Source organism: Teichococcus aerophilus (assembly GCF_014490485.1).
GTDB lineage: Bacteria > Pseudomonadota > Alphaproteobacteria > Acetobacterales > Acetobacteraceae > Pseudoroseomonas > Pseudoroseomonas aerophila.
Genome location: NZ_JACTVA010000002.1, coordinates 238020 through 262710, shown reverse-complemented (window position 1 = coordinate 262710; position 24691 = coordinate 238020). Strand labels below are relative to the sequence as shown.

Genomic DNA, 24691 nt, shown 5'->3' with positions numbered 1-24691 from the left:
GAAGTACCCTTCAGGCCAGGCCGAGCATGATTTCGAGCGGACCCTTGAGGAGCGGCACCTGGAACCACCACTCGAACACCACGAAGGTCACCAATGTCACGCCCGCCGCCACACCCAGGCTGGTATGCCACGGCCGGCGGCCGCCCAGGCGGATGGTCGCCAGCAGGTACACCGCCATGGCGACATAGAGGCCAAGCCACTGCGCCAGGGCGACCATGCCGATGATCGGCAGGCCGAACCACAGGATGCGGCGCATCCCCGCACGGTCGGTGATGGCAATGGGCCGCAGCTTCGCGCGGGCGCGGACGGCCTGGATCGCTACCAGGACCGCACCGGCCATCAGGATCAACGCGACCCGGAACGGGAAGAAGCCCGCCTGCGGCCCGTCCGAGGCCCAGCCCGTGTCCAACTCCAGCGAGCCATACAGCCCGACCGCGCCGATGGCGAAGACACAGGCGGCGAAGATCAGCTCCAGATGAAAGCGGGTCAGCATGCCGCCCCTCCTCGCTCAGTGTGCGGTCAGTTTGAGGTCCAGCCTTCGGCGACGAAGATCTCGCGGGTCGCGCGCTCTTCCTCGCGGATCATGGCGCGCATCTCGTCGCCGGCCAGGAAGCGGGCGCTCTGGCTGGTGCGCTGTACGTAGTCCTTCCACTCCGGCGTCTCGCTGACGCGGCGGAACAGGTCGGTCCAGAAAGCCTGGGCGGCCGCGGGGGCGCCGGGGGGCAGGAAGATGGTGCGCGGCATCCGGTACTCGTCCACCGGCAAACCCTGGCTGGCACAGGTGGGGATGTCGGACCACGCCTGGGTCTCCGTCACCCGGTCCCCGGCCGGCAGCGGCTCCCGCCGGAACACGCAGACGGGCCGGACCTGGCTGCCGCGCCAGCCTCCGATGCTCTCGGACGGATTGTTGGTGTTGGCGTCGATATGCCCGCCGGCCAGCTGCACGCCGGCCTCGCCGCCGCCACGGTACGGGATATAGGTGAACCGCACCCCCGCGGCACGCTGGATCAGCGCCACCAGCGTCTGGTCGGTATCCCGCGTCTGGCTGCCGCCGATGCGCACCGAGCCCGGCTTCTCCCGCGCCGCGTTGATCAGGTCTGCGGCGCTGCGATAGGGCGAGTCCTGCTTCACCCACAGCATGAATTCATCGAAGGCCATGGTCGCGACCGGCGTCAGGTCCTGCACCTGCCAGTTGGTGCGGACGGCCATGGGCAAGGTCCAGGCATTGTTGGTGCCGAAGATGACCTTGTTCGGGTCGCCCTGTGCCCCACGCCCATAGACATAGCCCTCGACGCCGGAGCCACCGCCCTTGTTGGTGACGACCACGGAGACCGGCAGCAGGTCGTGCTTGGCGATCGCCGCCTGCACCGTCCGCGCGAAGACATCCGTGCCGCCGCCGGCGCCGGAGGTCACGACGAACTCTACCGGGCGGGTGGGTTGCCACGTCGCCTGCGCCATGGCGGGCAGCGAGGCGGACAGCGTCAGGCCGGCGGCGAGGGCCGCCCGGGACATAACCTTCATGGATTCTTCCTCCTACGGAACTCCGCGTGCCCTTATGGGTCTTCGCGGTTATCGGTGGTCTCAGGCGGGGGCATTCTCCCGCGCAACCATGCGGGCCGCCAGCAGGATCGCATTGCGCATGGCGCCGGGGTGGGCGATGCCCCGCCCGGCGATATCGTAGGCCGTGCCGTGCGCGGCGGTGCAGATGGGGAAGGGAAAGCCGCCCATCAGCGTCACGCCACTATCGAAGCCGATCAGCTTCATCGCGATCTGCCCCTGGTCGTGATACATGGTCAGCACGGCATCGAAGTCGCCGCGCTTGGCGCGGACGAACACTGTATCGGCCGGGAACGGGCCGTCGCAGCCAATCTGCTCCGCCTTGCCGGCCTCCACGGCGGGGGCGATGATGTCGATCTCCTCCCGCCCAAAATTGCCATGGTCGCCGGCATGGGGGTTCAGCCCCGCCACGGCGATGCGCGGGCGGGCGATGCCGGACGCCTTGAGCGCATCGTTGGTCAGCCGCAGATTGCCCAGAATGCCGTCCTTGCTTAGCAGGGAGGCCACGTCCTTCAGCGGCACGTGCGAGGTGACGCGGGCATTCCACAGCCCCTCCAGCACGTTGAATTCCTTGGCAACGCCATGGAAGCCGATAGCCTCGGCCGTGAAGCCGATCTCGTCCTCATAGCCTGGCGTGACCAGCCGCATCGCGGCCTTGTTGAACGGCGTAAAGCAGACCGCGTCGACCTCCCCGCCCGCCGCCATGGCGAGGGCGCGGCGGAAATTCTCGGTCGCGAAACGGCCGCCGGCCTCGGAGATCTCGCCCAGCGGCACGTCGGCGGGGTCGCAATGGCCCAGGTCCAGCAGCACCGGCTTGTCCCGCTGTGTGGGAAGGGACTGGCCTTCGGTGATGGTCGCCACGTCCAGCGTCACGCCCGCGGTCGCCGCGCCCTGCGCCAGCACGCGGGCATCGCCGAGCACGAGGATGTCGGCTGCTGCCCGAACGTCCTCATCCGCCAGCACCCGTGCTGCGAGTTCAGCGGAGATGCCGGCGGCGTCGCCCATGGCGAGGGCGATGCGGGGCCGGCGGAGCGGGGCGGGCTGTGGGCTCACTGGCATTTTCCGAACCTGGAAATTACTGTATGCCAGCATACTGCATACAGTTAGATGAGTGTCAACGCCGCAAGCCTGCGCTGCCAGCCGGCTTCCGATATAAGACGGGCGACCAGCGAGATTGGATCACAGCGTGCCAACCCAGCCCTCTTCGGCCACCACGGCGGGCCCCATCATCCGGCGACCCTTGCAGGAGGAGGTGGCCACCCGGCTACGCGACCTGGTGACGCAGGGCATCATCCCCGCCGGGGCGCGGCTGAACGAGGTCGCGCTCTGCGCCCAGCTCGGCGTATCCCGGACCCCGTTGCGGGAGGCGGTGCGGATGCTGGCCGGGGAAGGGCTGGTGGAACTGGTGCCGGCCCGTGGCGCGGTGGTGCGGCGGCTGACGCTCAAGGACGTGGCCGACAGCCTCGCCGTGTTGAAGTCGCTGGAAGCCCTGGCGGCGCGCCTCGCCTGCACGGAGGGGTCCGATGCCGGCATCGCGGCGATCGAGGCGATGCATGACGCGATGATCGCCTGCTACGCCAGCAATGACCGCCTGGCCTATTTCAAGCTGAACCAGGGCATCCATGCCAGCATCGTCGCTTTGCCAGGCAATGCGACGCTGGTCTGGGCGCATGACGCTATCCAGTCCCGCATGAAGCACATCCGCTTCATCGGCAATGCCGGGCCACAGAAATGGGCCGGCGCGGTTGCCGAGCATGGGGAGATGATCCGCTGTCTGAAGGCCCGGGACGCCGAAGGCCTGGTCGCCATTCTCCAACTCCACCTCGACCGGACCTACGAGCGGGTGAAGGACCTGATCTGACGGCCGGGCCAGTCGGCTGGCGGGACTTGCGTCCCGCCAGGGGTGTCACGGTACCTGTGGGTAATCCGCAGCATTCAGCACCCAGCCGGGCTTGGCGGAGAAATCATGCCGTGGCGGGCAGAAGATATCGACCATCTGCCCGGCTTCCTCCGCGCGTGAGGTGTGGATGGAGGGCGGCGGGATGATGGTCAGCGACGGCGCACCGCAATACTCGTGCTCATCCGGCTTCCAGATGGTCATGTCCGGTGTCCAGGGCCAGCGCAGGTGGTGCGTGTAGGCGCCGTCCAACACCAGCGAGCCCTGCTCGAAATCGTCGTGGTGGTGCGGTGACATCTTCGTCTTGTCGCGCGGCTCCGTCGCGGGGTCGAGGTAGTTGATCATGAAGGTGGTGCAGCGCCAGATGCGCCCGAAGCGACCGGGCTCCGGCGGCACATCCAGGCTGTAGGCGCGGTAGCGGAGGCCGCCCGGCGGCGCCGGCCAATCCCGCAGCGGCGGAATGTTGGGGTCGGGCTGCGCGTATTGGCCCGCATTCACGCACTGGGCCGCCAGGTCCTCGGCCCGGGTGGTGAACAGCCGCACCAGGCGCCCGGCGCGGCGCAGGGTGATGCGGCTGGCGCCTGGCGGAATGAAGGCCAGGCTGTTGCCAGGCAGGACATGCCGTTCGCCCGCAACCTCGATCTCGGCTTCCATATCGGCATCGGGCAGCAGAACGACGTATTCGTCCGGCTGGTCGCGGCGCTCGAATACGCGGCCTGAATCGGCCACGGCGTAGGCTGCCAGGAAGTTCTGGCCCCTTGCGTACCACTGGCTCAGCCCTGCTGCCTTGTCTTGGGGCGGGGTTTCGTAGAAGCGGGCGTAGCTGGCTGTCGCGAAGGCGGTGGGCACGCGCGCGGAACTCGCGGATGCCAGCGCAGCCCGGGGGTCGCTCTGATCGTACATCGGTGCTGCTGCCTTACTGCTTAGGAATGCCGGCGTCCTGGACGATCTTCGCCCAGCGTTCGCCTTCAGCCCGGATGAAGGTGCCGAATTCCTCCGGCGTCGACGTTGCCGGTTGTACGCCCAGCTCCAACAGCTTGGCGCGGATATCCGGCTGGGCCATCGCCCGCACGATCTCCTTGTTCATCCGCTCGATGATCGGGCGGGGCGTGCCGATCGGCGCCGCCATGCCGTTCCAGGAGCCGACGATGTAGTTGGGCACAGCCGACTCCGTCGCCGTCGGGACATTCGGCATGGACGGGAAGCGCTCGGCCGACGTCATGGCCAGCGCGCGCAGCCGCCCACCATCCAGCTGCGACAGGGCCGGGGCCAGAATCTCGCTGGCGATCTGGACATCGCCGGTTGCCGTCGCGTTGATGAGATCCGGCGTCGAGCGATACGGCACCACCGTCAGGTCGGCGCCCGTCATGCTGCGCAGCAGCTCGGCCCCCAGGTGCTGGGCATTGCCGACCGAGATGGAGCCGATATTGATGCTGCCGGGCTTGGCGCGCGCTGCATCCAGCACGTCCTGCAAGGTCTTGTACGGGCTGTTGGCGGCGGTCAGCAGCACATGGTCGAAGGTCGCGATGCGCGCGATGGGGGCGAAGTCCCGCACCACGTCGTAGGGCAGCGACTTGTAGATGGCCGATGCCGTGCTGTTGGTCGTGGTCAGCAACAGCATGGTGTTGCCATCTGGCGCGCTGCGGGCAACGCTTTCGGCCGAGACGATGCCGCCGGCGCTGGGCCGGTTGTCGATGACGATGGGCTGCCCCAGCCCCTCGGCGATCTTGGGCGCGATCAGGCGCGCGGTCAGATCCCCCACCCCGCCCGTCGCGAAGCCGAGGACGAGGCGGATTGGCCGGTCAGGCCAGGTTCCGCGTTGCGCCAGGGCGGGCGTGGCAAGCGCCGTCGCACCCGCCGCGCCCATGAACAGGCGGCGTGAAAGCGTCATGTCCGTCAACTCCCAACGGGCCGTTCCTGCGCCGGGTGATCCGGCGCGGCGGCCTTCATGTCTTGGTCAGTGAATGTCCAGCAGGCGGGCGGCGTTGTCCGCCACCATGGCGCGGATCGCGGCCTCGTCGTATCCCATGTCCAGCAGCAGGCGGATGAAGGTCCGGAAGCCCTGCACCGGCGTCGGGTTGCCCTTCTGCCCGAGATCCGAGCCAAAGAAAGTGTGCTCGATGCCGCCGGCGTCGATCACCTGGCGCAGATGCTCGTGGTCGAATTGCTGGAAGACTGACGGGATGAACATGCAGAGCGAATGCTCTATCATGACCCCCATGCGCGTCAGTTGCTGGATATCCTGGAACGATCCTTCATTGACGTAAGTCGGATGGTTCAGAAACAGCCGCTTCACGCCACGCTTCTTGGCTTCCTCGTAGAACGGGAAAGCTTCGCTGATGTGGTGGTGCCCGGCGGAGACCGCGGCATCGGCCTCGGCAATCAGGTCCAGGATCAGCTTGACCTCGTCGCGCACCACGCCGCTCGCATCTGTCAGCGTCGCGCCGATAGGCGCAATGGTGCGCTTGCTGTTGGTCGGGAACTTGTTCTTGAAGTCCGCGTCCTTCTTGTCGTGGTCGATATGGTTCTGGGCATGCGCCGTCGCCATCCAGACCACGCGGGCGCCCTGCTTCAGCGCGTAATCCACTGCGCTTGGGTTCAGCCCGCCGACCGGGTTGTTCAGCACGATGGCGCCGATCGCCCGGCAGTTGCTCGGGTAATGCGTGTTGATCAGATGCGCGATCGGCATCGTCGGGTAGTAATGGTCCTTCAGCAGCACCGCCGCCATGCCGGCTTCGGCCGCCTCCCGCACCACTTCGATGTGGTCGACGGCACGCGGCATCAGGGAGGGGCCGGGATGGGTATGCAGGTCGATGGCACCCTGCATCAGCCGGTCGATGGTGGCGTCGGTCGCGTCCTTGGCCTGTACTTCGCTCATGGGTTCGTCTCCTCGGTGCCGGCGGTCACGTAGTGCCGCCAGTTCTCGTCTAGGGGTGGCATGTCGGCGTAGCTGCGGCGTGCGTCGGCGGCACGGCCGATCAACTCGGCCACCGTCAGGCCTTTCGCCGCCAGATACGCATCCAGTTGTTCCAGCGCCTGCCGCAGCACGCCGGGGCCGCGCAGCATGACCGGCGAGGCGATGCCCACCGCGCCGGCGCCAGCCAGCAACATGCGGGCGACGTCATGGCCATCGCGCGCGCCATTGATGCCGATGAGCGAGGCGTCGGCCCCCAGCCGCGAGCGGGTCAGGGCCAGCCAATGGCAGGTCAACGGCAGGTTCCAGTAGCCGCCGATGCCCAGGCTGGTGCCCAGCATCGGCTCCATGCTCTCCAGGTCCGGCACCAGGCCGAGCAGCCGGCCGGCCATCACCACCGCGTCGGCGCCGGCGGCGAAGGCCGCTTCGGCCAGTTCCGGCACGCGCTCGGACTGTCCGGTGATCTTCACCCAGATCGGCAGGGAGACCGCGCCCCGCATCGCCGCTACCAGCTCACCGACGCGGCTGGGTTGCAGCTCGGTCGTCACGGCGCCCTTGGCGGCCTGGCTGGCATAGGGCGTGCCGATGTTGAATTCCAAGGCGCGCAGGCCCGCGGCCTCAACCTGCCGGGCGAGGGAGAGGGAAGCATCGAGGTCCGCCATCACCAGGCTGGCCACCAGCAGGCAGTCATGCTGCCGGGCCAGCCGGTCCATGGCAACGTTCTGCGCCAGCCATGCCTCGAACCCCAGCGGCGACATGCCGGAGCGTGAGGCCAGGGAAACCTCCGGCGGCGCTCCAGCATCCCACGGCACCCGGTTCCACTGCGCGTCCAGCGCCACGTACTCGGCGCGGCGCAGCTGCTCTTTGCCGGCCGGATTCTCGTTGGTGGACTTCACCACCACGGCCCCGGCCCCGGCCTCGATCGCCGCCCGGATACCGTCAGCCTCGATCAGATGCTCAGCGGAGGCGGCGATCACCGGATTCTTGAGGGTCAAACGGCCGATCCGGGCCGCCAGACGGCTGCTCATGGCAGCGGGGCCAGTCGCGATGGTGGGGTGTGCGTCATGGACCATTCCCTCGGACGTGTTCTTATATGGGTAACGTTGTTCGCGATGATGACCTTATTGGGGTTCTCCCTGTCAACGATCGGCTCTAGCCTTCGGAGTGAAATCCTGAGGCCGTTCACGTAGTGAGAACATCTGGGAAGATCCCCATGCCCGCTCCGCCCGCATCCGAACCGAGTGGCGTCCGCGCCGCCGATACTGTCCTGGCCGTGCTCGAAACCGTGGCGCTGGCGGGGGAGCCCATTGGCGTCACCCAGGTCGCCACGGCGCTCTCAGCCACCAAAAGCGCGGTGTTCCGGCATTTGCAGACCTTGGTGGAGCGCGCCTATCTGCTGCAGGATGCCGATACCAACCGGTACCGGCTGGGGCCCAAGGCATTCCTGGTGGCGCATCTGGCGCCGCCGAGCTGGGACATCGCCCGCACCTTGGAAGGCACGATGCGCGGCCTGCGGGATGCCACCGGCCTGGCCGTGGTGCTGAGCACGCCAACACCGCAGGGGGCGTTCGTCGCTTCCACCTTCCACGGCGTGCATCCGATCGAGATCGGCGTGCGGCCGGGCAGCGTGCTGGCGTTGCACGCCTCGGCCCAGGGCAAGATCTTCCTGGCCTTCGGGTCGGAAGAGAGGGCGGCGCAGCTATTGCAGGACGCACTGCCCGGCTTCACCCCGCATACCCTGACCACGCCGGCCCAGGTGGAAGCGGAGATCGAACGCGTTCGCGCTAGCGGCTACGCGCAGGCACCACAGGAAATCCTGCTGGGCTGCAACGCCCTGGCGGTGCCGCTCTACGACCATGCGGATGCGCTGGTCGCGTCCATCGCCCTGGTCGGCTCCATCCAGCATATCTGCGCGGAGCCGGACCCCGGCCTGATCGCGAAGCTGCGGCATTTCGCCCAGGCTGGCTGCCGCCTGCTGGGCCAAGGCTTCGGGGTGGAGGCGCGGAAGCGGCGCAAGACCTCTTAGTCGCTGTAGGCTTGGCGCTCAGTGTAGGGCGACGGTGCGTTTAACCAGCCGCTTCAGGCACTGTCCGGGCGTCGACACCTTGGGATTCCAAGCGAGGCAACATCCGGCAGGCGCTGCCGTCCGCCGGAGTGCGGCTGGGTCCGGTGCCCCAGCCTTCGTCCGTCAGCGCGGCTTCAGCTGGTAGTGGCTGACGCCCCATTCCGTGCCGTCGCGCGCGCCGAACAAGCCAGCGGTCGCCAGGAAGAACAGGCGCCAGCGGCGCTTCCACAGGCCGGCATCCGCGCCATAGACATCGCGCAGCACCGCATCCACGGCGGCGCTGTTGCGGTCGTAATTCTTCAACCAATCCTCGGCCGTGCGGTTGTAGTGCTCGCCACTCCACCGCCATTCGGCTTCCAGGGTGAAGTCGGTGTCCAGGTGGCGGATCAGGCCGTGGCTTGGCATGATACCGCCTGTAAAGAAATGCTGGGCGATCCAGTCCGCCTTGTCCGCCGTATCGAAGTGATACGGCGTGCTGCGATGGCTGAAGACATGCAGGAACAGCCGCCCATCCGGCACCAGCCACCGCCGGACCCGCCCCAGCAGCGCCTGCCAGTTCGACATATGCTCCCACATCTCCACCGAGACGACGCGGTCGAACTGCTCGCCAATGTCGAAATCGTTCATGTCGGCGGTGATGATGGTCAGGTTGGTCAGTCCCTTCCGGGCTGCCTCCGCCTCGATGAAGGCGCGCTGGCCAGCCGAATTGGACACTGCCGTGATGCGTGCGCGCGGGAGATGCTCCGCCATCCAGAGCGACAGTGAACCCCAGCCGCACCCAAGTTCCAGGATACGTTGGCCGTCGCGCAGGTCCGCGTGCCGCGCGGTTTCCGCCAACGCCAGTTCCTCCGCCTGGGTCAGGGTGAAGCCGTCTTCATAGAGGCAGCACGAGTATTTGCGGCGCGGGCCAAGCACCAAGCCGAAGAACTCGGGCGGTAACTCGTAATGCTGCGCGTTGGCGGCATCCGGCCGTTCGGCGATGGGGAAGGCGGACATGGCATGGGCGAAGTCGCGCTCCATGCCCGGCTGGGTGGTGCGCAGCTTGCGGGCGGTGCGGTCGACCAGTAGGGCGATGCCGGCGCGGGTCATCGCGTCCGGGAAAGGCAGGCGCTCGACAGCGCTTGCGGCCGTGGCAACGATGTTCATCAGGAATTTCCCTTGGGCAACGGCAGGAAGGCGCGGGTGCGCGCCACATAGGCGGTCCAGGCGTCGCCACGGCTGCGGGCCATCTGCGCCTCCAGCGGTGGGATGCCGGAGACATAGACCAGCAGCCAGTACATGAAGGCCGGCGCGCTCAGGGCCAGCCAGCCCCAGCCATGCACGGCGGAAATGGCGAAGAGCGGGTAGGCCAGCCAGCCCAGCCATTCGAAGAAGTAGTTGGGATGCCGCGACAGGCCCCACAGGCCGGTATCGCAGATCTGGCCCTTGTTCGACGGGTCGGCCCGGAAGCGGCGCAGCTGCGCATCGGCCAGCGCCTCACCACCAATGGCGATGAGCATGATCACCAGCGCGGCCGCGTCACGCCAGCCCAGCGGCGCCGGGTTGCGTGCCGCCAGCAGCATGGACAGCGCCAGGAACGCCGCCGCCGCCGCCTGGATCTGCAGGAAGCCGAACATCCGCCGCTCAAACCCCGCGCCCCATTCCTGGCGGAAATGGGCGTAGCGGGCGTCTTCCGAACCCTTGCGAGCACGGGCGAGGATGTGCAGCCCCAGCCGCGCCGACCACAGCCCGGCCAGCAGCGCCACCAGGATCTGGCGTGTGCCGGGCCATTCCACGTCCGGCACCGGTGCCAGGGCATAGAAGATGCCGGCGAGGCCCAGGGCGAAGGTCCAGACCACATCCACCATGCCCGCATTGCGCAGGCTGCGTTGAATGGCCCAGGCCAGCATCATGCTGAGCGAGAGAAAGGCGGTGACGGCAAGCACCAAGACCCAGGTCATTCGGCAGCCCTGACGCAGGCGGTGCTGGATTGCGCCGCGATGAAGTCCAGCGCATCCCGGCGCACAGGTGCCAGGAAGGTGAGGGCGCCGGCAAAGGCGCCCGCCGTGGTGGAGTGGCCGACACCCTCGTAATAATGCTCGGTGACCGGTACGCCCGCTTCGCGCAGCCGGGCTGCCATCCGGGTGGTGTTGGCGGGGTCCACGGTGGTGTCGCCGGTACCGGTGGCCAGCATCATCGGCGGTGCCGCGGGGGTGACGAAGCGGATGGGCTGGGATTCCGGCCAGGCGTCCTCCGGCCCGAAGATGGCTCTCAGCGTCGGGCTGGTCAGTGGCAGGAAATCGTAGGGGCCGGAAATTCCGATGACGCCTGAGACCGCACCAGGCGCCACCCCCGCCGCGCGCTGGTAACGGAGGTCGAGCGCCAGCAGGGTGGCGATCTGCGCCCCCGCCGAATGCCCCATCAGGAACAGCCGGCCGGGGTCGCCGCCGTACTCGGCCGCATGCGCCTTGGTCCAGCGCAGGGCAGCGGCGGCATCCTCCATGAAGGCGGGGAAGCGTGCTTCGGGCCAGAGGCGGTAGTCTGGGATGATGACGACCACGCCCTTGGCCGCCAATGCGGCACCGAGGAAGCGGTACATGGCCCGCTCACCGGCTTCCCAGCCCCCCCCGTAGAAGAACAGGACGACGGGCGCCCCGGCGCAGGCCTGCGCCGGAGCATAGACATCGGCGGCGAGGGTGGAATGCTCATCGAAGGCGACCGCCTCCGTCACCGTAGTGCGTGGGGCCAGCGCGTTGAGCACGGCGACCGGGGAGCAGGCGGCCAGAAAGCTCATGAGCAGCAACAGCAAGGCATGGGGCCGCATATCCTCACATGCCCAGCAGCGGGCCGATAAGCCGCCCCAGCCAGGAGCGCGGCTTCAGCCGGCCGGTGGTCGAGATCAGGCAGATGCAATCCGGCCCGGGCAGCGCGCGCGGCTGATGCTCCAGCGAGCCGTCATTCTCCGCGACGTCTCCCTCGGCATAGGTCTCCAGCCCGTCGTTGAAGGCGCCCTGCATGACGCAGGTCATCTCCTGCCCATCATGCCCGTGTTCCAGCAAGGCCAAGCCCGGCGCGACCCTGATGAGGTCCAGCCGGCTGTCGGACTGGTCCCGCCGGATCAGCACCATCATGGCGATGCCGGGCGCCACGGGCCGCCAACGCCGGCCCTCTACCATGGCGTCCAGGCTCACCGGGGCGGGCTGGGGTTCGGGGCGCGCCGGCTCATCCAGGCGCGCCAGGGTACGTTGCAGGGCACCCTCCGCCATCGCCGCCGGCGCCAGGGTTTCCATCAGTGCGGCACCCATGGCATCCGCCTCGCGCAACACGGCGGCGCAATGCGGGCATCGCGCGGCATGGGCGGCGACGACGCGGCGGTGTGGCTCGGGTAAGGTGCCGGCGGCACAGGCCAGCAACGTGGCGTGGGAAGGATGGTGCGCCACTAGATGCGGTCCTGCAACGCGATGCGCAGCCGCGCCATGGCCAGGCGCAGGCGCGATTTCACCGTTCCCAGCGGCACGCCCAGCCTGGCCTCCATCCGGCTATGCGAGAACTCTTCAAAGAAGGCGAGGTGCAGGGCCTCTGCCTGCTCCGCCGGCAACTGCGTGATGGCGTCGCGCAGGCGTTGGGCCCGCTGTTCAGTGGCCAGGATGGCGTCCGCCAGCGCGACGGGATGGGTATCCTCCGGCTCTTCGACCGCAAGCCGCGCACGGCGCAGCGCGTCCAGACGCAGGTTGCGGGCAATGGCGAAGATCCAGGTACCGGGTTCGGAGCGCGCCGGGTCGTACATCCCTGCCTTACGCCAGACGGCCAGCATGGTTTCCTGCGCCATCTCCTCGGCCTGGTTCGGCTCGGCCCCACCGCGTTGCAGCCAGGCCTTCAGGCGGGGTGCATAGGCATGGAACAGGGTGGCGAAGGCCTGCCGGTCCTGCCGCTGGGCAATCGCCATCAACAGCGCCGCATGGTTTTCCGGGCGGGGCGCCACGCTCATGAGCATCGCTGCCGCCCCAGGGAGTCCTGGGGTGCCTCGGCGCAACAGGGCGGATTTCGGCAGAGCATGCATCGACCCTTTTACGAACGGCAGGCGACATCGGATCACTCAGAAAAGCGGTGATCCAAACCCGCGCCCCGCACGTAGAAGGAGGAAGGCGTGGAGACTTGCCGTAGTGGACAGCATAGCGAATCGCAACCAGCGGCTGAACATCGCCGTCGTCGGTACCGGCATCGCCGGCCTATCCGCCGCCTGGCTGCTATCCCGCGGTCATGACGTCACGGTCTACGAGCGTGCGTCGCGCCTGGGCGGGCATAGCAATACGATCATGGTGCCGGGTCCGCAGTCGTCAACCCCGGTGGATATGGGCTTTATCGTCTATAATCCCGACGCCTATCCCAACCTGGTGGCATTGTTCCGCGAGCTCGCGGTGCCGACGCGTGCGTCCGACATGTCGTTCGCGGCCTCCCTCCGGGACGGCGGGCTGGAGTATTCCGGCACCGACCTCAATGGCGTGTTCGCCCAGCGCGGCAATCTTTTGCGCCCGCGGTTCTGGTCCATGTTGCGGGACCTGCTGCGCTTCTACCGTGAAGCGCCTGAAGCCGCCCGCTCCAGCGGCGCGGAGACACAATCGCTCGGCAACTGGCTGGCCGCGCATGGCTACGGGGACGCCTTCATCCGCGACCACCTGCTGCCGATGGCGGCTGCCATCTGGTCCATGCCGGCCGACCGGATGGCAGCGTACCCCGCAGCGGCCTTCATGCGCTTCTACGAGAACCACGGCCTGCTGCGGCTGAAGGACCGGCCGCAATGGCGCACTGTGGAAGGCGGCAGCCAGGAATATGTCCGCCGGCTCGCCGCGCCATTCGCGGACCGCATCCGCCTGGGCTGTGGCGTGCGGCGCATCCGGCGCGATGCCAATAGCGTCGCCATCAGCGACACCAGCGGTGAGGAAGCGCATTACGACCATGTTGTCATCGGTGCGCACAGCGACCAGGCGCTGGCCATGCTGCAAGACGCCACGCCGGAGGAACAGCAACTGCTGGGCGCCATTCGCTACGGCGCCAATGCGGCGGTGATGCACCGCGATCCCTCCCTGATGCCACGCCGGCGAAAAGTCTGGGCCAGCTGGAACTACCTGGAGCAGGGGCCGTCACGGGAGTTGTGTACCACCTACTGGATGAACCAGTTGCAGGACCTTCAGGGGCAGAGAGATGTCTTCGTTACGTTGAACCCGGTGCGTGAGCCCGCCAGCGGCAGCGTGATCCACCGGGAAGACTACGAGCACCCGCGCTTCGACATGGCGGCGCTGCGGGCGCAACATCAGTTGTGGGCGCTGCAAGGCCGCCGTCGCACCTGGTTCTGCGGCGCGTGGTTCGGCGCCGGCTTCCATGAGGATGGCGTGCAGGCCGGGCTTGCCGTCGCCGAGGAACTGGGCGGCATCTGCCGGCCCTGGAGCGTTCCCAACGCGTCTGGCCGCATCGTCGGCCTGCGGGCGCAGGCCGCATGAGCGCAGGCATGGCGTCCTGCCTCTACAGGGGTCGCGTGGTGCACAGCCGGTTGCGGCCGGTGCGGCACCGGCTTCGCTATCGGCTGATGATGCTGTTGCTGGATCTGGACGAGCTGGAAGCCACCGCAAGCCACCTGCGCTTTTTCAGCACGGAACGCTTCAACCTGTTCGGCTTCCGCAACCGTGATCACCTGGAGGGTAGCGACCGGCCATTGCGGGCCCAACTGGAGGAGCAGTTGACGCAAGCGGGGGTCGATCATGCAGGCGGTACCATCCAGCTTCTGTGTATGCCGAGGGTGCTCGGCAGCGTGTTCAACCCGCTGAGCGTGTTCTTCTGCCGCGATGCGGACGGCGAGCTGTGTGCGGTGCTGTACGAGGTGAACAACACCTTCGGCCAGCGGCACAGCTACCTGATCCCCGTCGAAGCCGGCCAGCAGAAGCAGGTGCGGCAGCGATGCGGCAAGCGCTTCTATGTTTCCCCGTTCATGGACATGGACATGCAATACCATTTCCGCCTGTCCGTGCCGGATGGCCGCACGGCCATCGCCATCGAGGTCAGCAAGGATGGCGAGACCGTGCTCTCCGCCTGCTTCGCCGGTGAGCGGCAGGCCCTGACCGATGCGGCGCTGCTCGGCGGCTTCCTGCGTCACCCGCTGATGGCCCTGCAGGTCCTGGGTGGCATCCATTGGGAAGCATTGAAGCTGTGGCGCAAAGGCATGCGGTTGCGCACGCGCCCCAAGCCACCCCCGCACGCCGTCAGCATCATCCTGCCGGAGGGTCGCGCCTGATGTCCTCTCCCAGCAATGTCGAAAGCCATGGCCTGCCGCTTCCGCGCGCCGGTCTGCAGATTGCCGCGATGCGCCGGTTGATGGGAAGGCTGCGCGTCGGCACCCTGAATGTCGTGCTGCCGGATGGATCGATGCTGCGGCATCGGGCGGCTGGAACCGGCCCTGAGGCGACCCTGGTGCTGCACCAATGGCGCGCGGTGCTGCGGCTGCTTCTGGCCGGCGATATCGGCTTTGCCGAGGCCTATCTGGATGGCCAGTGGTCGAGCCCCGATCTCACCGCGCTGATCGAACTGGTGGCCGTCAACCGCGATGCCATCCCGGGCACCGACCGCGCCGTCCTGCCGGTGCGGCTGCTGCATCGCATGCTGCACCGGCTGCACGACAACACACTCTCCGGCAGTCGCCGCAACATCATGCGGCATTACGACCTCGGCAACGCCTTCTATGAAAAGTGGCTGGACGAGGGGATGAGCTACTCCGCCGCCCCGTTCGCCGACGCGATGGCGAGTCTGGAGACCGCGCAATCCGCCAAGCAGGATCGCGTGCTGGAGTTGATGGATATCCAGCCAGGGCAGCGGGTTCTCGAGATCGGCTTCGGTTGGGGCGGCCTGGCCGAGCGCCTGGCCGCGCGGGGCTGCCATGTCACCGGCCTGACCGTATCGCCTTCCCAGCATGCCTATGCGACGGCCAGGCTGGCCGATGCGGGCCTGGCATCGCAGGTCGATCTGCGCTTGCAGGATTACCGGAAGGCGGCGGGGAAGTTCGACCGCATCGTCTCCATCGAAATGGTCGAGGCGGTGGGCGAGGCGTGGTGGCCAACCTATTTCGACGCGCTGCGCGAGCGCCTGACGCCGGGCGGAACGATCGTGCTGCAATCGATCACCATCGCCGAGGACCGGTTCGAGGGCTACCGCCGCGGTACGGACTTCATCCAGCGTCATATTTTCCCGGGCGGCATGCTGCCGTCGCCGACGGCCTTGCAGGAACAGGTCTCCCGCGCCGGGCTGATGGTGCGGGAAGTCGAGACGTTCGGCCTGGGCTATGCGCAGACATTGCGGCATTGGCAGGAACGTTTCCAGTCCAGCTGGCCGCAGATCGAGGCGATGGGCTTCTGCCCGCGCTTCCGCCGGATGTGGGAATACTACCTGAGCTATTGCGAGGCCGGCTTCCGTGCGAGGGCGATCGATGTCGGCCTGTGGAAGCTGGGCCATGCGGGCTGAACAGGCTTGGGCCTGTTCGTTGCCAGACATGAGGCGGTTGCGACGTGCGTTGGAAGCCGGAATGATTCTGTGAAAGGTCACGCCATGTCGCGCCTGCGTCTGCTTGCCATGCTGCTGGGGTTGTTCGGGCTGGGTGCATGCGGGGCGGTCAATCCCACCATGCCGCTGGCGCCGAATGTCGACCTGCAGCGCTATTCCGGCCGCTGGTACGTCATCGCCAACATTCCCTATTTTGCCGAACGGGGGAAAGTCGGCAGCTATTTTGACATCAGTGTCGAGGGCGACCGCTTCCGCGACGTCTACTGGGGCCGCAGCGACTTTGCCTCCGAACCCAGTAGCTTCACCATGACCGGGTATGTCGTCCCCGACACCGGCAACGCCTATTGGCGTGAATCGCCGCTCTGGCCAATCTACCTGTCCTACCTGATCGTCTATGTCGACCAGGAGTACCGCTACGCCCTGGTGGGCTATCCCGGGCATGGCTATGGCTGGGTACTGTCCCGCACGGCCGAGATGGATGAGGCGACGTATCAGGGGCTGCTGCAACGGCTGGCCCAGGCTGGCTACGACATCAGCCAGTTCCGTCGGGTTCCGCAGCGGCAGGAGGATATTGGAAAGCCCGGGTTCCAGTAGGCCTTCCGGCTTATCGGAAGTCCCGGCTATTGGGCAGGGCAGACGTGCCCGCCTGCTCGGTGCCGCCCGGCTCATGCATCAGCGCCTGGGTCATCAGGTCCGAGCAATCGGTCAGCTTCAGGCAGATGACATGGATGATCGGCACTTCCGTGTGCTCGGTTTGCCGTTCCACCCGGCCTTCGACCATCAGGACCTTCGCCGCCATCAGGGCCGCGCGGTCCCGCGCCGCGATGTCGGCCCAGACGACCAGGTTGGCGACGCCGTGCTCGTCCTCCACCGTTACGAAGATTACGCCTTTCGAGGTGCCAGGCCGCTGACGCATCAGCACCAGGCCGGCCAGCCGGACCTTGCTACCGGCCCGAAGCCCGGCCACTTGCTGGCTGTCGATGCAACCTTGTGCCCGTAAGGCAGGGCGCATCAGGGCCAGCGGGTGCCGGCGTAGGGTCAGGCTGGTGGTGGCATAGTCCAGCATGATGGATTGGCCCTCCGTCTCCTCGGGTAGCAGCGGCGGTGGTTCGCGCAGCAGTGGCGGCTCGCCGACCGCGGCGGCCTTGGCTGCCGTCTGCAGCAGATCGGGGATATCCGGCTCCATGCCCTTAGCTGCCCAGAGCGCCTGGCGCCGCCGCGCGCCCATCGAGGCAAAGGCATTGGCCTGGGCCAGCGCTTCCATGGCCTTCCGGTCGATGCCGGCGCGCCGCGCCACCTCTTCTGGCGATGCGAAGGGGGAGCCGTTGCCAGCCTGCCGGGCCTGGGTGATCGCCTCGGCCGCGCTCTTGGCCAGTCCGCTGGCCAGACGCATGCCAAGCCGCAAGGCGAACCCCTCGGCGCTGCTCGCCTCCGGTTCCAGGGTGCAGTCCCAGTCGCTGGCATTGACATCCACGGCCCGTATGGTGACGCGGTGATTGCGCGCATCGCGGACGATCTGCGCCGGCGCATAGAAGCCCATCGGCAGGGAATTCAGCAGCGCGGCGGCGAACACGGTCGGGTGGTGGCATTTCAGCCATGACGAGGCATAGGCCAGCATCGCAAAGGATGCCGCGTGGCTCTCGGGGAAGCCATAGGAGCCGAATCCCTCGATCTGCTTGAAGACGCGTTGCGCCATCTCCGCGTCATAGCCACGGCGGACCATACCGCCGACCATGCGGTCCTGATATTCCGACACGCCGCCTGTCTGCTTGAAGGTGGCCATGGAGCGGCGCAGCTTGTCGGCCTCTTCCGGGCTGAACTTCGCCGCCACCATGGCGACGCGCATGGCCTGTTCCTGGAACAACGGCACGCCCAGGGTACGTTCCAGCACTTTCTTCAATTCATCCGGGTCGCCATGCTCCGGTGAAGGGCTGGGGTAGATGGGCTTCTCCAACCTGGCCCGCCGCCGCAGGTACGGATGCACCATGTCACCCTGGATCGGCCCGGGGCGCACGATGGCGATCTGGATGACCAGGTCGTAGAACTCCTTCGGCCGGAGCCGCGGCAGCATGGACATCTGCGCCCGGCTCTCCACCTGAAAGACGCCCACCGTATCGGCCCGCCGCAGCATGGCGTAGGTCTCCGGGCAATCCGGCGGCACCTGGTCCAGCCCCAGGCTGCGCTTGTGGTACTGGCCCAGCAGATCGAAGCAGCGGCGCAGGCAGGACAGCATGCCGAGGCCCAGCACATCCATCTTCAGCAGGCCCAGCGCGTCGATATCATCCTTGTCCCATTCAAGGACAGTCCGGTCCTCCATCGCCGCCTGCCGGATCACGGCGGTCTCTACCAACGGGCCACGGCTCATCACGAAGCCGCCCACATGGGTGGCGAGGTGGCGTGGGAAATCGCGGATCTCCTCCGCCAGTTCCAGGACGAGGGAGAGGCGATGATCCGTGGGGTCCAGGCCGACGCCCTGGGCAATATCGGCCAGGGTGCAATCGCGCCCCGGTCCCCAACTGGCCTTGGAGAGGCGCGCCGTCACGTCCTCCGACAACCCCAGCACCTTGCCGACCTCCCGCACCGCGCTGCGGGTGCGGTAACGGATGACCGTGGCCACGATCGCCGCGCGCTGCCGGCCATAGCGCTGGTAGATGTGCTGGATGACCTCCTCCCGCCGGTCATGCTCGAAATCGACGTCGATATCCGGCGGCTCGTTCCGGGATGCCGAGAGGAAGCGCTCGAAGAGCAGTTCATGCTTCGTCGGATCAAGGGAGGTAATGCCCAGCACAAAGCAGATCGCCGAATTGGCGGCCGAGCCGCGCCCCTGGCACAGAATTTTCTTGCTGCGTGCGAAGCGTACGATTTCATCCACGGTGAGGAAGTAGGGCGCGTATTGCAGCTGTTCGATCAGTTGCAATTCCTTGTCGATCTGTTCCTGGGTTTCCTCCGGTACGCCGCCTGGCCAGCGAGTAGCGGCGGCTGCGGCGACGCGCCGCGCCAGGGTCTGCTGCGGCGTGTAGCCTTCTTCCAGGATTTCGTCGGGATACTCGTGGCGGAGCTGATTCAGGGAGAAGCCTTGCCCTGCCTGCAGGATCTCCAGCGTATTCGCCAATGCTTCTGGATAGCCCGCAAACAGGCGCTCCATGTCGGCCGGGGACTTCAGGCAGCGTTCGCCGTTGGCTTCCGCCATGCGGCCCAGCGCCTCCACTGTGCGTCCGGTGCGGATGGCGGTCAGCACGTCTGCCAGCCGGCGCCGGCCCGGCTGGTGGTAGCGCACGTCATTCCAGGCCAGCAGCCTTGGGCTGACATGGTGCAGCCATTCCAGCCGCTCCGCATCGCGCCCGTCATGCCGGCAGGCGGCGGCACAGAACAGCGGCAGGGCCAGACTGGCATTCAGTGCCGCTTCATCCAGCCGGAACCGCCCTGCGAAGCCGGCATCCGGCAACCGTGGCGGCACCGATGCCATGCACCATGCCTCGGCATGCGCCAGCATATCCTCGCGGCTGATACGGAAGCTGCCGGCCGGAACCCGCATCCCGCCGAGGGAGAGCAGGCGCGTCAGCCGGCCGTAGCTGGCCCGGTCCGTCGGCCAGACCAGGTATTCCGCGCCATCCTCCAGCCGTAATCGCACACCGATCAGATAGGGAAGGCCCAGTTCCTTGGCGGCGACATGGCCGCGCACCACGCCCGCCAGGGTATTGACGTCACAGATGCCCAAACCCGCATGGCCGAGCTTCTGCGCCGTGACAGCCAGCTCCGCCGGATGCGAAGCGCCATCCAGCAAGCTGAAGTTGCTACGCGCACCCAGCTCTGCATAAGCGGCGGGCATGGCTCAGGCCAGATAGCCGTGCAGGAACCAGCGGGGCGGCAACACATTCGGCTCGCCCAGGCGGCAGATCCAGAGGCGTGGGCCCTCCGCTGTCTGGACGCGGAAATAATCCCGGGACGGGCGCGCCGCATCATGGCCCCACCATTCCGGTTCCAGCCGTTCCGGGCCGATGCAATACAGCACGCGGTGCAGGCGGGAGCCGTAGCGAAGCTGCACCGGCGTGCCGTCCGGCAACTCCGCCGTCACCGCCAGTGCCAGCGGCTCCGCCAGCAGGCGAACGGGGCGCGTTTCATTCCCCCAATCGGGCGGGAGCACGATCTGCTCATGGGGTGTTGCCGGTGCCGCGGCATATTCGGGCCAATGGCTCTCCAGCGGCAGCATGCGGTACACCGCGACGCGTTGCTCCAGCCGGTCCAGCAACTCGGTCAACGCGGCCGTGTCGGCGGCGGAAGCACCGTCCCGCCTGGCCATGCTGGCCTGCAGGCCGTCCAGTATGTCGGTGGAGTGGGCGTCCATGGTCAGCCGCTCGAAACCCAGGTCGGGTTCCAACTGATCCAGCTTGCCGGCGAACAGGCGGACGAGATGCGCGGCGTCGCGTGTCGGCGCGCCAGTCCCGATGGTAATTTCCTGCACGCGGTGGTCCACGCGGAACGCCCGCAGGGTCAGCCGCCGGGCGCCGCGGCTCGCTTCCAGCAAGGCGCGGCAGATTTCCGCCAGCAGGGCTTCCACCGCCTGGTCGATGGCCGGGCGCGTGATGATGGGTTCCAGGCAATGGCGGACGGCCTGGAACGTGGCGACGGGGCGGACCGGCTGCAGCGGTTGCGGGCGGTCGCCGGTCGCGTGGTCCAGCGCATCCATCAGCACCCGGCCGAAGCGGCGGGCTAGCGGGCCGCGCGGCTGGCGGCATAGCTGGCCGATGCGGTGCAGTCCCATGCGGCCCAGGCTGCGGATCATGTCCGGCGGCAGGCGTAAGGCGATCAGGGGCAGGGGGGCGATGGCATCCCGCTCCTGGCCGGGGGGGACGATCCGGTCTTGCCGGCTTTCGCGCGCCAGCGCGGCGGCGGCGCCGGCGATGCTGGCCATGGCGGCCCGCAGGCGGAAGCCATCCTGGCGAAACCGGCTGGTCACGGCGACGACGAACTGTTCCTCGCCGCCCAATAGCGCCGTCGCACCCGTGGCATCCAGCAACAGCCCTTCTGTGCGGTCCACCGCGACCAAGGGCGTAAAACGCATCGCCCAGAGCGCCAGGCGTTCCAGCAGCGCCGCATCTTCCGCCGGGTCGGCCGGGAACAGCACGAGGTCCGGCTGGATGGCCTGGGCATCCGCCACGGTCTGACCGGGTACCAAGCCGGGCGCATCCGCCGCGACCAGCTGACGCCGGGGGCCCTGGATGGCCCAACTGGCCAATGGGCGGTCCAGCAACGAAGGGTCCAGCCGGCGCAGCCGGTCCAGCGGCAGCAATGGCAGCGACAGGGCCAGGTAGCGGCGGCTCATGGCGCATGGGCCTGCAGCACGCCGCCGGGGGCGCAAGTGACCTGCCAGGGCGTTGGCTGGCCGCCCCGGCTGCGCAACAGGTTCCATTGCCAATGCGGCGCTGCCTGCGGGTTCGGCAGCGATGCCGCCTGCCAGCGCGTCACCGCATTGGAAGGGTTACGCGCTTCGGTGGCAGGGCGGAGCAGCAGGCCGATATTGCCGGTCGCCTCCGCGGCCAGTTGCAGCCGGCGCGCGGCGATGAGGTCCAGATGCGAGGTTTGCAGCACGGCGCCGCCGATGCCGGGGCTACGCAGCGCTTCCTCCATCGCCCAGAGCCCCTCTGCCGGACGCCGGTAGCGGACGAGGATCAACTGGCTGATGCACAGGCCCAGCGATTGCAGGCCCGCCGGCCACACCGCATCGGCTTCCGGCGCGATCCAGAGAGTGGGGGTCTCCAGCCTGCCCAGCACCACGGCGCAGAAGCCCAGCGCCGCACCCGGGTCGGCCGCCAGAACATCATGCAGCGCACCCCGCGCCAGGCCGTGCTCGGGCAGGTGGCGGTCCAGCGCCGGGCACAGGGGCACGGGTGGGAAGGCGGCTTCGCCCAATCCGCGTTCGATCTGTGAAAGGCGCTGGCGGAGGTCGTGCAGCAATGCGGGGGAAGCGGGCATAGCGGATGATCAGCAGACTGACGAAGAGGCGGCGAAGCCGGGGTGAGAGGGAAGAAGGGGGTGCGACATGCGCCGACCCTAATGGACGTGACGAACAAAACAAGAACAAAATCTTTAGGCAAAGGTCAGGTGCGAGTGACGGGGCGAATGGCGCGGAAGCCCTACTGCTGAATGGCCACGCGCCATCTGCTCACAGAACTATCCCCAGGTTCCGTGGATAACCTTAATCTTAGGAAAATCCCTTAAGTAGCTGTTCCGGAATGCCCCGTCTCAGAAAGAGAATCCGGAACGAATCTTGATGTGAATCATCATGACCCTGTCGGCTCCTCCCTGTGGAGCACCGGCGCGAGTGTGGATGAGGCAGAATCGGCCCGCGATTCGCCCGCGCCAGGGCAGGGCAGGGCGTGGCGAGCGGGACGGGCGGGCCGTTGACGCTCCCGCCCGCCCGCCGCACCATCGGCGGCATAAGAACCGGGCGAGCGGCTTCGGCTCCGCCCCAACCTGGCGAGTGACGCGTGACCCTGCCTGCCGAGACCCTGAGCCAGCTCCTGGAAAGCGTATCCCGCTTCGTGCGCGAGCAACTGGTGCCGCTGGAGCATCAGGTCGCCGAGCATGACGAGATCCCGGCCGAGATCGTCGCCGCCATGCGGGAGATGGGTCTCTTCGGCCTGTCGATCCCGGAGGAATATGGCGGTCTCGGCCTGACCATGGAGGAGGAAGCGCAGGTTGCCTTCGAACTGGGGCAGACCTCGCCCGCCTTCCGCTCTCTGGTCGGCACCAATAACGGCATCGGCTCGCAAGGCATCATCATCGACGGCTCGGAAGAGCAGAAGCAGCGCTACCTGCCTGGCATGGCGTCAGGCGAGATCGTCGGCTCCTTCGCGTTGACCGAGGCGGAGGCGGGGTCCGATGCCGGTTCGCTGCGGACCTCCGCCCGGCGGGATGGCGACAGCTACGTGCTGAACGGCACCAAGCGCTACATCACCAATGCGCCGCGTGCCGGCCTGTTCACGTTGTTCGCCCGCACCAACCCGCAGGAAGCCGGCGCGCGGGGCGTCAGCGCCTTCCTGGTGGAGGCGGATACGCCGGGCATCTCCCTGGGCAAGCCGGACCAGAAGATGGGGCAGAAGGGCGCCCATACCTGCGACGTGGTGTTCGAAGACTGCCGCATCCCGGCGACGGCGCTACTCGGCGGGCGGGAAGGGCAGGGCTTCCGCACGGCCATGAAGGTGCTGGACCGCGGCCGGTTGCATATCAGCGCCGTCTGCGTCGGCGTGGCGGAGCGGCTGATCCGCGACAGCCTGCGCTATGCGATGGAACGCAAGCAGTTCGGCCAGCCCTTGGCGGAGTTCCAGTTGATCCAGGCGATGTTGGCCGACAGCAAGGCGGAATCCTACGCGGCCCGCTGCATGGTGATGGAGACGGCACGCCGTAAGGACGCCGGCCACGACGTCGGGACCGAGGCCGCGTGCTGCAAGATGTTCGCGTCGGAGATGGTCGGCCGGGTGGCGGACCGCGCGGTGCAGATCCATGGCGGCGCCGGCTACATCGCCGATTACGGCATCGAGCGCTTCTACCGCGATGTGCGTTTGTTCCGCATCTATGAAGGGACGACGCAGATCCAGCAGATCGTCATCGCCCGCAACATGATTCGCGCAGCGTCCTGACAAGGCGCGCAGGGCTCGCACGGGCAACGTGACGTCGGCCCCGACCGATCTGGAAGAGAGAGCATGATGGAACACTTCACCCTCGCCATCCATGGTGGCGCCGGCACCATGCGGCCCGAGGCCATGACGCCGGAAGCCGAGGCCGGATACCATGCGGGGCTGCGGGATAGCCTGAAGGCCGGGCACCAGGTGCTGGCGGATGGCGGCACGGCCCTGGATGCCGTGACGGCCGCCGTGATGGCCCTGGAAGACAACCCGCTCTTCAATGCGGGCCGCGGGGCCGTGTTCACCCGTGCCGGCACGCAGGAGATGGATGCCGCGGTCATGCAGGGGCAGGATCGCGCCGCCGGGGCCGTGGCCGGCATCAGCGGGCCGCGTAACCCCATCCTGGCGGCCCGCGCGGTGATGGAGCAGTCCGAGCACGTGCTGCTGGTGGGGCAGGGTGCCCTGGATTTCTGCCAACAGCACGGCATCGCCTTCGCGCCGCCCGCCTATTTCCATACCCCGGGCCGCTGGCAGGCTTTGCAGAACGAGCTGGCCCGGCAGGCTTCCACGGCGCCCGATACGCGGGACGATGCCGCCAAGCATGGCACGGTAGGCGCCGTGGCGCGGGACCGGCACGGCAACCTGGCGGCCGCCACCTCCACGGGCGGCATGACAGCCAAGCTGCCGGGGCGGATCGGCGACAGCCCCGTCTTCGGCGCCGGCACCTGGGCGGACAACGAAACCTGCGCCGTCTCCGCCACCGGTCACGGCGAGTACTTCATCCGCTGGGCCGCCGCGCATGAGATTGCCGCACGAATGCGGCATCGGGGCGACGCGCTGGAAGCCGCCGCCGAAGCCGTGGTGGAGGAACTGGGCAAGCTCGGTGGTTCGGGCGGCCTGATCGCGATCGATGCGTCAGGACAGGTTGCCTTGCCGTTCAATTGCCAGGGCATGTATCGCGGCGTCATCGGCACGGATGGCGTCGCCCGCACCGGCATCTACCGCCACCCCTTGCAGGAGGGCTAGGCTGCGACCTGCCGGTTGCCGCCCCGAATTCCCATATCGGAATTTGAAAGCAAGCACCGGAGTGTGTCCTCCGCCCGCCCCGC

At 67.7% G+C, this 24691-nt stretch carries 23 protein-coding genes; 8 read left to right on the top strand and 15 right to left on the bottom strand.

Features of this window, described 5'->3' with window-relative positions:
- Positions 1-10: 10 nt before the first annotated feature.
- From IBL26_RS02350 to IBL26_RS02340, 3 genes are read right to left on the bottom strand one after another with little or no spacing between them, the layout of a single operon-like run.
- Complete coding sequence (locus tag IBL26_RS02350) at positions 11-493, bottom strand: tripartite tricarboxylate transporter TctB family protein (protein ID WP_187782828.1); 483 nt, start codon at positions 491-493, stop codon at positions 11-13.
- Between the two features lie 26 nt (positions 494-519).
- On the bottom strand, positions 520-1521 hold the full coding sequence (locus IBL26_RS02345; RefSeq protein ID WP_187782827.1) for a Bug family tripartite tricarboxylate transporter substrate binding protein: 1002 nt from the start codon (positions 1519-1521) through the stop codon (positions 520-522).
- A gap of 60 nt (positions 1522-1581) precedes the next feature.
- Positions 1582-2610 (bottom strand): 4-hydroxythreonine-4-phosphate dehydrogenase PdxA, encoded by a 1029-nt coding sequence (locus IBL26_RS02340; protein ID WP_367615354.1) that lies wholly within the window; start codon positions 2608-2610, stop codon positions 1582-1584.
- Positions 2611-2743: 133 nt separating this feature from the next.
- On the opposite strand from IBL26_RS02340, the gene IBL26_RS02335 reads away from it, so the two are divergent.
- A complete protein-coding gene (locus IBL26_RS02335; protein ID WP_367615353.1) occupies positions 2744-3418 on the top strand; it encodes a GntR family transcriptional regulator in 675 nt (224 codons plus the stop codon).
- Between the two features lie 45 nt (positions 3419-3463).
- On the opposite strand, the gene IBL26_RS02330 is transcribed toward IBL26_RS02335, so the two are convergent.
- The 4 genes from IBL26_RS02330 to IBL26_RS02315 form a co-directional block, all read right to left on the bottom strand.
- Positions 3464-4357 (bottom strand): cupin domain-containing protein, encoded by an 894-nt coding sequence (locus tag IBL26_RS02330; RefSeq protein ID WP_187782825.1) that lies wholly within the window; start codon positions 4355-4357, stop codon positions 3464-3466.
- A 13-nt stretch (positions 4358-4370) separates the two neighbouring features.
- Positions 4371-5345: a Bug family tripartite tricarboxylate transporter substrate binding protein gene (locus IBL26_RS02325; protein ID WP_187782824.1), complete on the bottom strand. Its 975-nt coding sequence runs from the start codon at positions 5343-5345 to the stop codon at positions 4371-4373.
- Between the two features lie 66 nt (positions 5346-5411).
- Positions 5412-6332: a DUF6282 family protein gene (locus IBL26_RS02320; protein ID WP_187782823.1), complete on the bottom strand. Its 921-nt coding sequence runs from the start codon at positions 6330-6332 to the stop codon at positions 5412-5414.
- Positions 6329-7396, bottom strand: coding sequence for a beta/alpha barrel domain-containing protein (locus IBL26_RS02315; protein ID WP_187782822.1), 1068 nt, complete (start codon positions 7394-7396; stop codon positions 6329-6331). Before IBL26_RS02315 ends, IBL26_RS02320 begins: the two co-directional genes overlap by 4 nt.
- Before the next feature lie 185 nt (positions 7397-7581).
- Between IBL26_RS02315 and IBL26_RS02310 the strand changes: the two genes are divergently transcribed.
- Positions 7582-8394 (top strand): IclR family transcriptional regulator, encoded by an 813-nt coding sequence (locus IBL26_RS02310; protein ID WP_187782821.1) that lies wholly within the window; start codon positions 7582-7584, stop codon positions 8392-8394.
- 162 nt (positions 8395-8556) lie between these two features.
- On the opposite strand, the gene IBL26_RS02305 is transcribed toward IBL26_RS02310, so the two are convergent.
- Genes IBL26_RS02305 through IBL26_RS02285 form a run of 5 tightly spaced genes read right to left on the bottom strand, consistent with a single transcriptional unit; the run spans position 8557 to position 12400 of the window.
- A complete protein-coding gene (locus IBL26_RS02305) occupies positions 8557-9579 on the bottom strand; it encodes an SAM-dependent methyltransferase (RefSeq protein WP_187782820.1) in 1023 nt (340 codons plus the stop codon).
- Positions 9579-10373: a DUF1295 domain-containing protein gene (locus IBL26_RS02300; RefSeq protein ID WP_187782819.1), complete on the bottom strand. Its 795-nt coding sequence runs from the start codon at positions 10371-10373 to the stop codon at positions 9579-9581. The genes IBL26_RS02305 and IBL26_RS02300 overlap by 1 nt, the downstream gene beginning before the upstream one ends.
- Positions 10370-11221 (bottom strand): alpha/beta hydrolase, encoded by an 852-nt coding sequence (locus IBL26_RS02295; protein WP_206684123.1) that lies wholly within the window; start codon positions 11219-11221, stop codon positions 10370-10372. Before IBL26_RS02295 ends, IBL26_RS02300 begins: the two co-directional genes overlap by 4 nt.
- A 19-nt stretch (positions 11222-11240) precedes the next feature.
- Complete coding sequence (locus tag IBL26_RS02290) at positions 11241-11852, bottom strand: ChrR family anti-sigma-E factor (RefSeq protein WP_187782817.1); 612 nt, start codon at positions 11850-11852, stop codon at positions 11241-11243.
- Positions 11852-12400 carry a sigma-70 family RNA polymerase sigma factor gene (locus IBL26_RS02285; protein ID WP_241748889.1) on the bottom strand — a complete coding sequence of 183 codons (549 nt, stop codon included), beginning with the start codon at positions 12398-12400 and terminating at the stop codon, positions 11852-11854. Before IBL26_RS02285 ends, IBL26_RS02290 begins: the two co-directional genes overlap by 1 nt.
- 175 nt (positions 12401-12575) lie before the next feature.
- Here IBL26_RS02285 and IBL26_RS02280 point away from each other — a divergent pair, with 175 nt between their 5' ends.
- The 4 genes from IBL26_RS02280 (at position 12576) to IBL26_RS02265 (ending at position 16551) form a co-directional block, all read left to right on the top strand.
- Positions 12576-13910: an NAD(P)/FAD-dependent oxidoreductase gene (locus tag IBL26_RS02280; RefSeq protein WP_367615352.1), complete on the top strand. Its 1335-nt coding sequence runs from the start codon at positions 12576-12578 to the stop codon at positions 13908-13910.
- On the top strand, positions 13907-14698 hold the full coding sequence (locus IBL26_RS02275) for a DUF1365 domain-containing protein (RefSeq protein WP_187782814.1): 792 nt from the start codon (positions 13907-13909) through the stop codon (positions 14696-14698). Before IBL26_RS02280 ends, IBL26_RS02275 begins: the two co-directional genes overlap by 4 nt.
- A complete protein-coding gene (locus IBL26_RS02270; RefSeq protein WP_187782813.1) occupies positions 14698-15918 on the top strand; it encodes an SAM-dependent methyltransferase in 1221 nt (406 codons plus the stop codon). Before IBL26_RS02275 ends, IBL26_RS02270 begins: the two co-directional genes overlap by 1 nt.
- 84 nt (positions 15919-16002) lie before the next feature.
- Positions 16003-16551, top strand: a complete 549-nt coding sequence (locus IBL26_RS02265) for a lipocalin family protein (RefSeq protein ID WP_187782812.1) — start codon at positions 16003-16005, stop codon at positions 16549-16551.
- 10 nt (positions 16552-16561) lie between these two features.
- On the opposite strand, the gene IBL26_RS02260 is transcribed toward IBL26_RS02265, so the two are convergent.
- Genes IBL26_RS02260 through IBL26_RS02250 form a run of 3 tightly spaced genes read right to left on the bottom strand, consistent with a single transcriptional unit; the run spans position 16562 to position 21930 of the window.
- On the bottom strand, positions 16562-19786 hold the full coding sequence (locus tag IBL26_RS02260; protein ID WP_187782811.1) for an error-prone DNA polymerase: 3225 nt from the start codon (positions 19784-19786) through the stop codon (positions 16562-16564).
- Between the two features lie 3 nt (positions 19787-19789).
- Positions 19790-21280 carry a Y-family DNA polymerase gene (locus IBL26_RS02255; protein WP_187782810.1) on the bottom strand — a complete coding sequence of 497 codons (1491 nt, stop codon included), beginning with the start codon at positions 21278-21280 and terminating at the stop codon, positions 19790-19792.
- Entirely contained in the window at positions 21277-21930 is a 654-nt protein-coding gene (locus tag IBL26_RS02250) for an ImuA family protein (RefSeq protein ID WP_187782809.1), read from the bottom strand. The genes IBL26_RS02255 and IBL26_RS02250 overlap by 4 nt, the downstream gene beginning before the upstream one ends.
- Before the next feature lie 515 nt (positions 21931-22445).
- Here IBL26_RS02250 and IBL26_RS02245 point away from each other — a divergent pair.
- Positions 22446-23597: an acyl-CoA dehydrogenase family protein gene (locus IBL26_RS02245; RefSeq protein ID WP_187782808.1), complete on the top strand. Its 1152-nt coding sequence runs from the start codon at positions 22446-22448 to the stop codon at positions 23595-23597.
- A 63-nt stretch (positions 23598-23660) separates the two neighbouring features.
- Entirely contained in the window at positions 23661-24608 is a 948-nt protein-coding gene (locus IBL26_RS02240) for an isoaspartyl peptidase/L-asparaginase family protein (protein ID WP_187782807.1), read from the top strand.
- Positions 24609-24691 lie beyond the last annotated feature (83 nt).

Excerpts from the sequence above, each read along its gene's own strand:
- IBL26_RS02270 (WP_187782813.1), top strand. The coding sequence starts at position 14,698 with ATGTCCTCTCCCAGCAATGTCGAAAGCCATGGCCTGCCGCTTCCGCGC.
- IBL26_RS02285 (WP_241748889.1), bottom strand. The coding sequence starts at position 12,400 with ATGAGCGTGGCGCCCCGCCCGGAAAACCATGCGGCGCTGTTGATGGCG.
- IBL26_RS02265 (WP_187782812.1), top strand. The coding sequence starts at position 16,003 with ATGTCGCGCCTGCGTCTGCTTGCCATGCTGCTGGGGTTGTTCGGGCTG.
- IBL26_RS02325 (WP_187782824.1), bottom strand. The coding sequence starts at position 5,345 with ATGACGCTTTCACGCCGCCTGTTCATGGGCGCGGCGGGTGCGACGGCG.
- IBL26_RS02305 (WP_187782820.1), bottom strand. The coding sequence starts at position 9,579 with ATGAACATCGTTGCCACGGCCGCAAGCGCTGTCGAGCGCCTGCCTTTC.
- IBL26_RS02350 (WP_187782828.1), bottom strand. The coding sequence starts at position 493 with ATGCTGACCCGCTTTCATCTGGAGCTGATCTTCGCCGCCTGTGTCTTC.
- IBL26_RS02320 (WP_187782823.1), bottom strand. The coding sequence starts at position 6,332 with ATGAGCGAAGTACAGGCCAAGGACGCGACCGACGCCACCATCGACCGG.
- IBL26_RS02300 (WP_187782819.1), bottom strand. The coding sequence starts at position 10,373 with ATGACCTGGGTCTTGGTGCTTGCCGTCACCGCCTTTCTCTCGCTCAGC.
- IBL26_RS02240 (WP_187782807.1), top strand. The coding sequence starts at position 23,661 with ATGATGGAACACTTCACCCTCGCCATCCATGGTGGCGCCGGCACCATG.
- IBL26_RS02275 (WP_187782814.1), top strand. The coding sequence starts at position 13,907 with ATGAGCGCAGGCATGGCGTCCTGCCTCTACAGGGGTCGCGTGGTGCAC.
- IBL26_RS02310 (WP_187782821.1), top strand. The coding sequence starts at position 7,582 with ATGCCCGCTCCGCCCGCATCCGAACCGAGTGGCGTCCGCGCCGCCGAT.
- IBL26_RS02315 (WP_187782822.1), bottom strand. The coding sequence starts at position 7,396 with ATGAGCAGCCGTCTGGCGGCCCGGATCGGCCGTTTGACCCTCAAGAAT.
- IBL26_RS02255 (WP_187782810.1), bottom strand. The coding sequence starts at position 21,280 with ATGAGCCGCCGCTACCTGGCCCTGTCGCTGCCATTGCTGCCGCTGGAC.
- IBL26_RS02345 (WP_187782827.1), bottom strand. The coding sequence starts at position 1,521 with ATGAAGGTTATGTCCCGGGCGGCCCTCGCCGCCGGCCTGACGCTGTCC.
- IBL26_RS02260 (WP_187782811.1), bottom strand. The coding sequence starts at position 19,786 with ATGCCCGCCGCTTATGCAGAGCTGGGTGCGCGTAGCAACTTCAGCTTG.
- IBL26_RS02250 (WP_187782809.1), bottom strand. The coding sequence starts at position 21,930 with ATGCCCGCTTCCCCCGCATTGCTGCACGACCTCCGCCAGCGCCTTTCA.
- IBL26_RS02330 (WP_187782825.1), bottom strand. The coding sequence starts at position 4,357 with ATGTACGATCAGAGCGACCCCCGGGCTGCGCTGGCATCCGCGAGTTCC.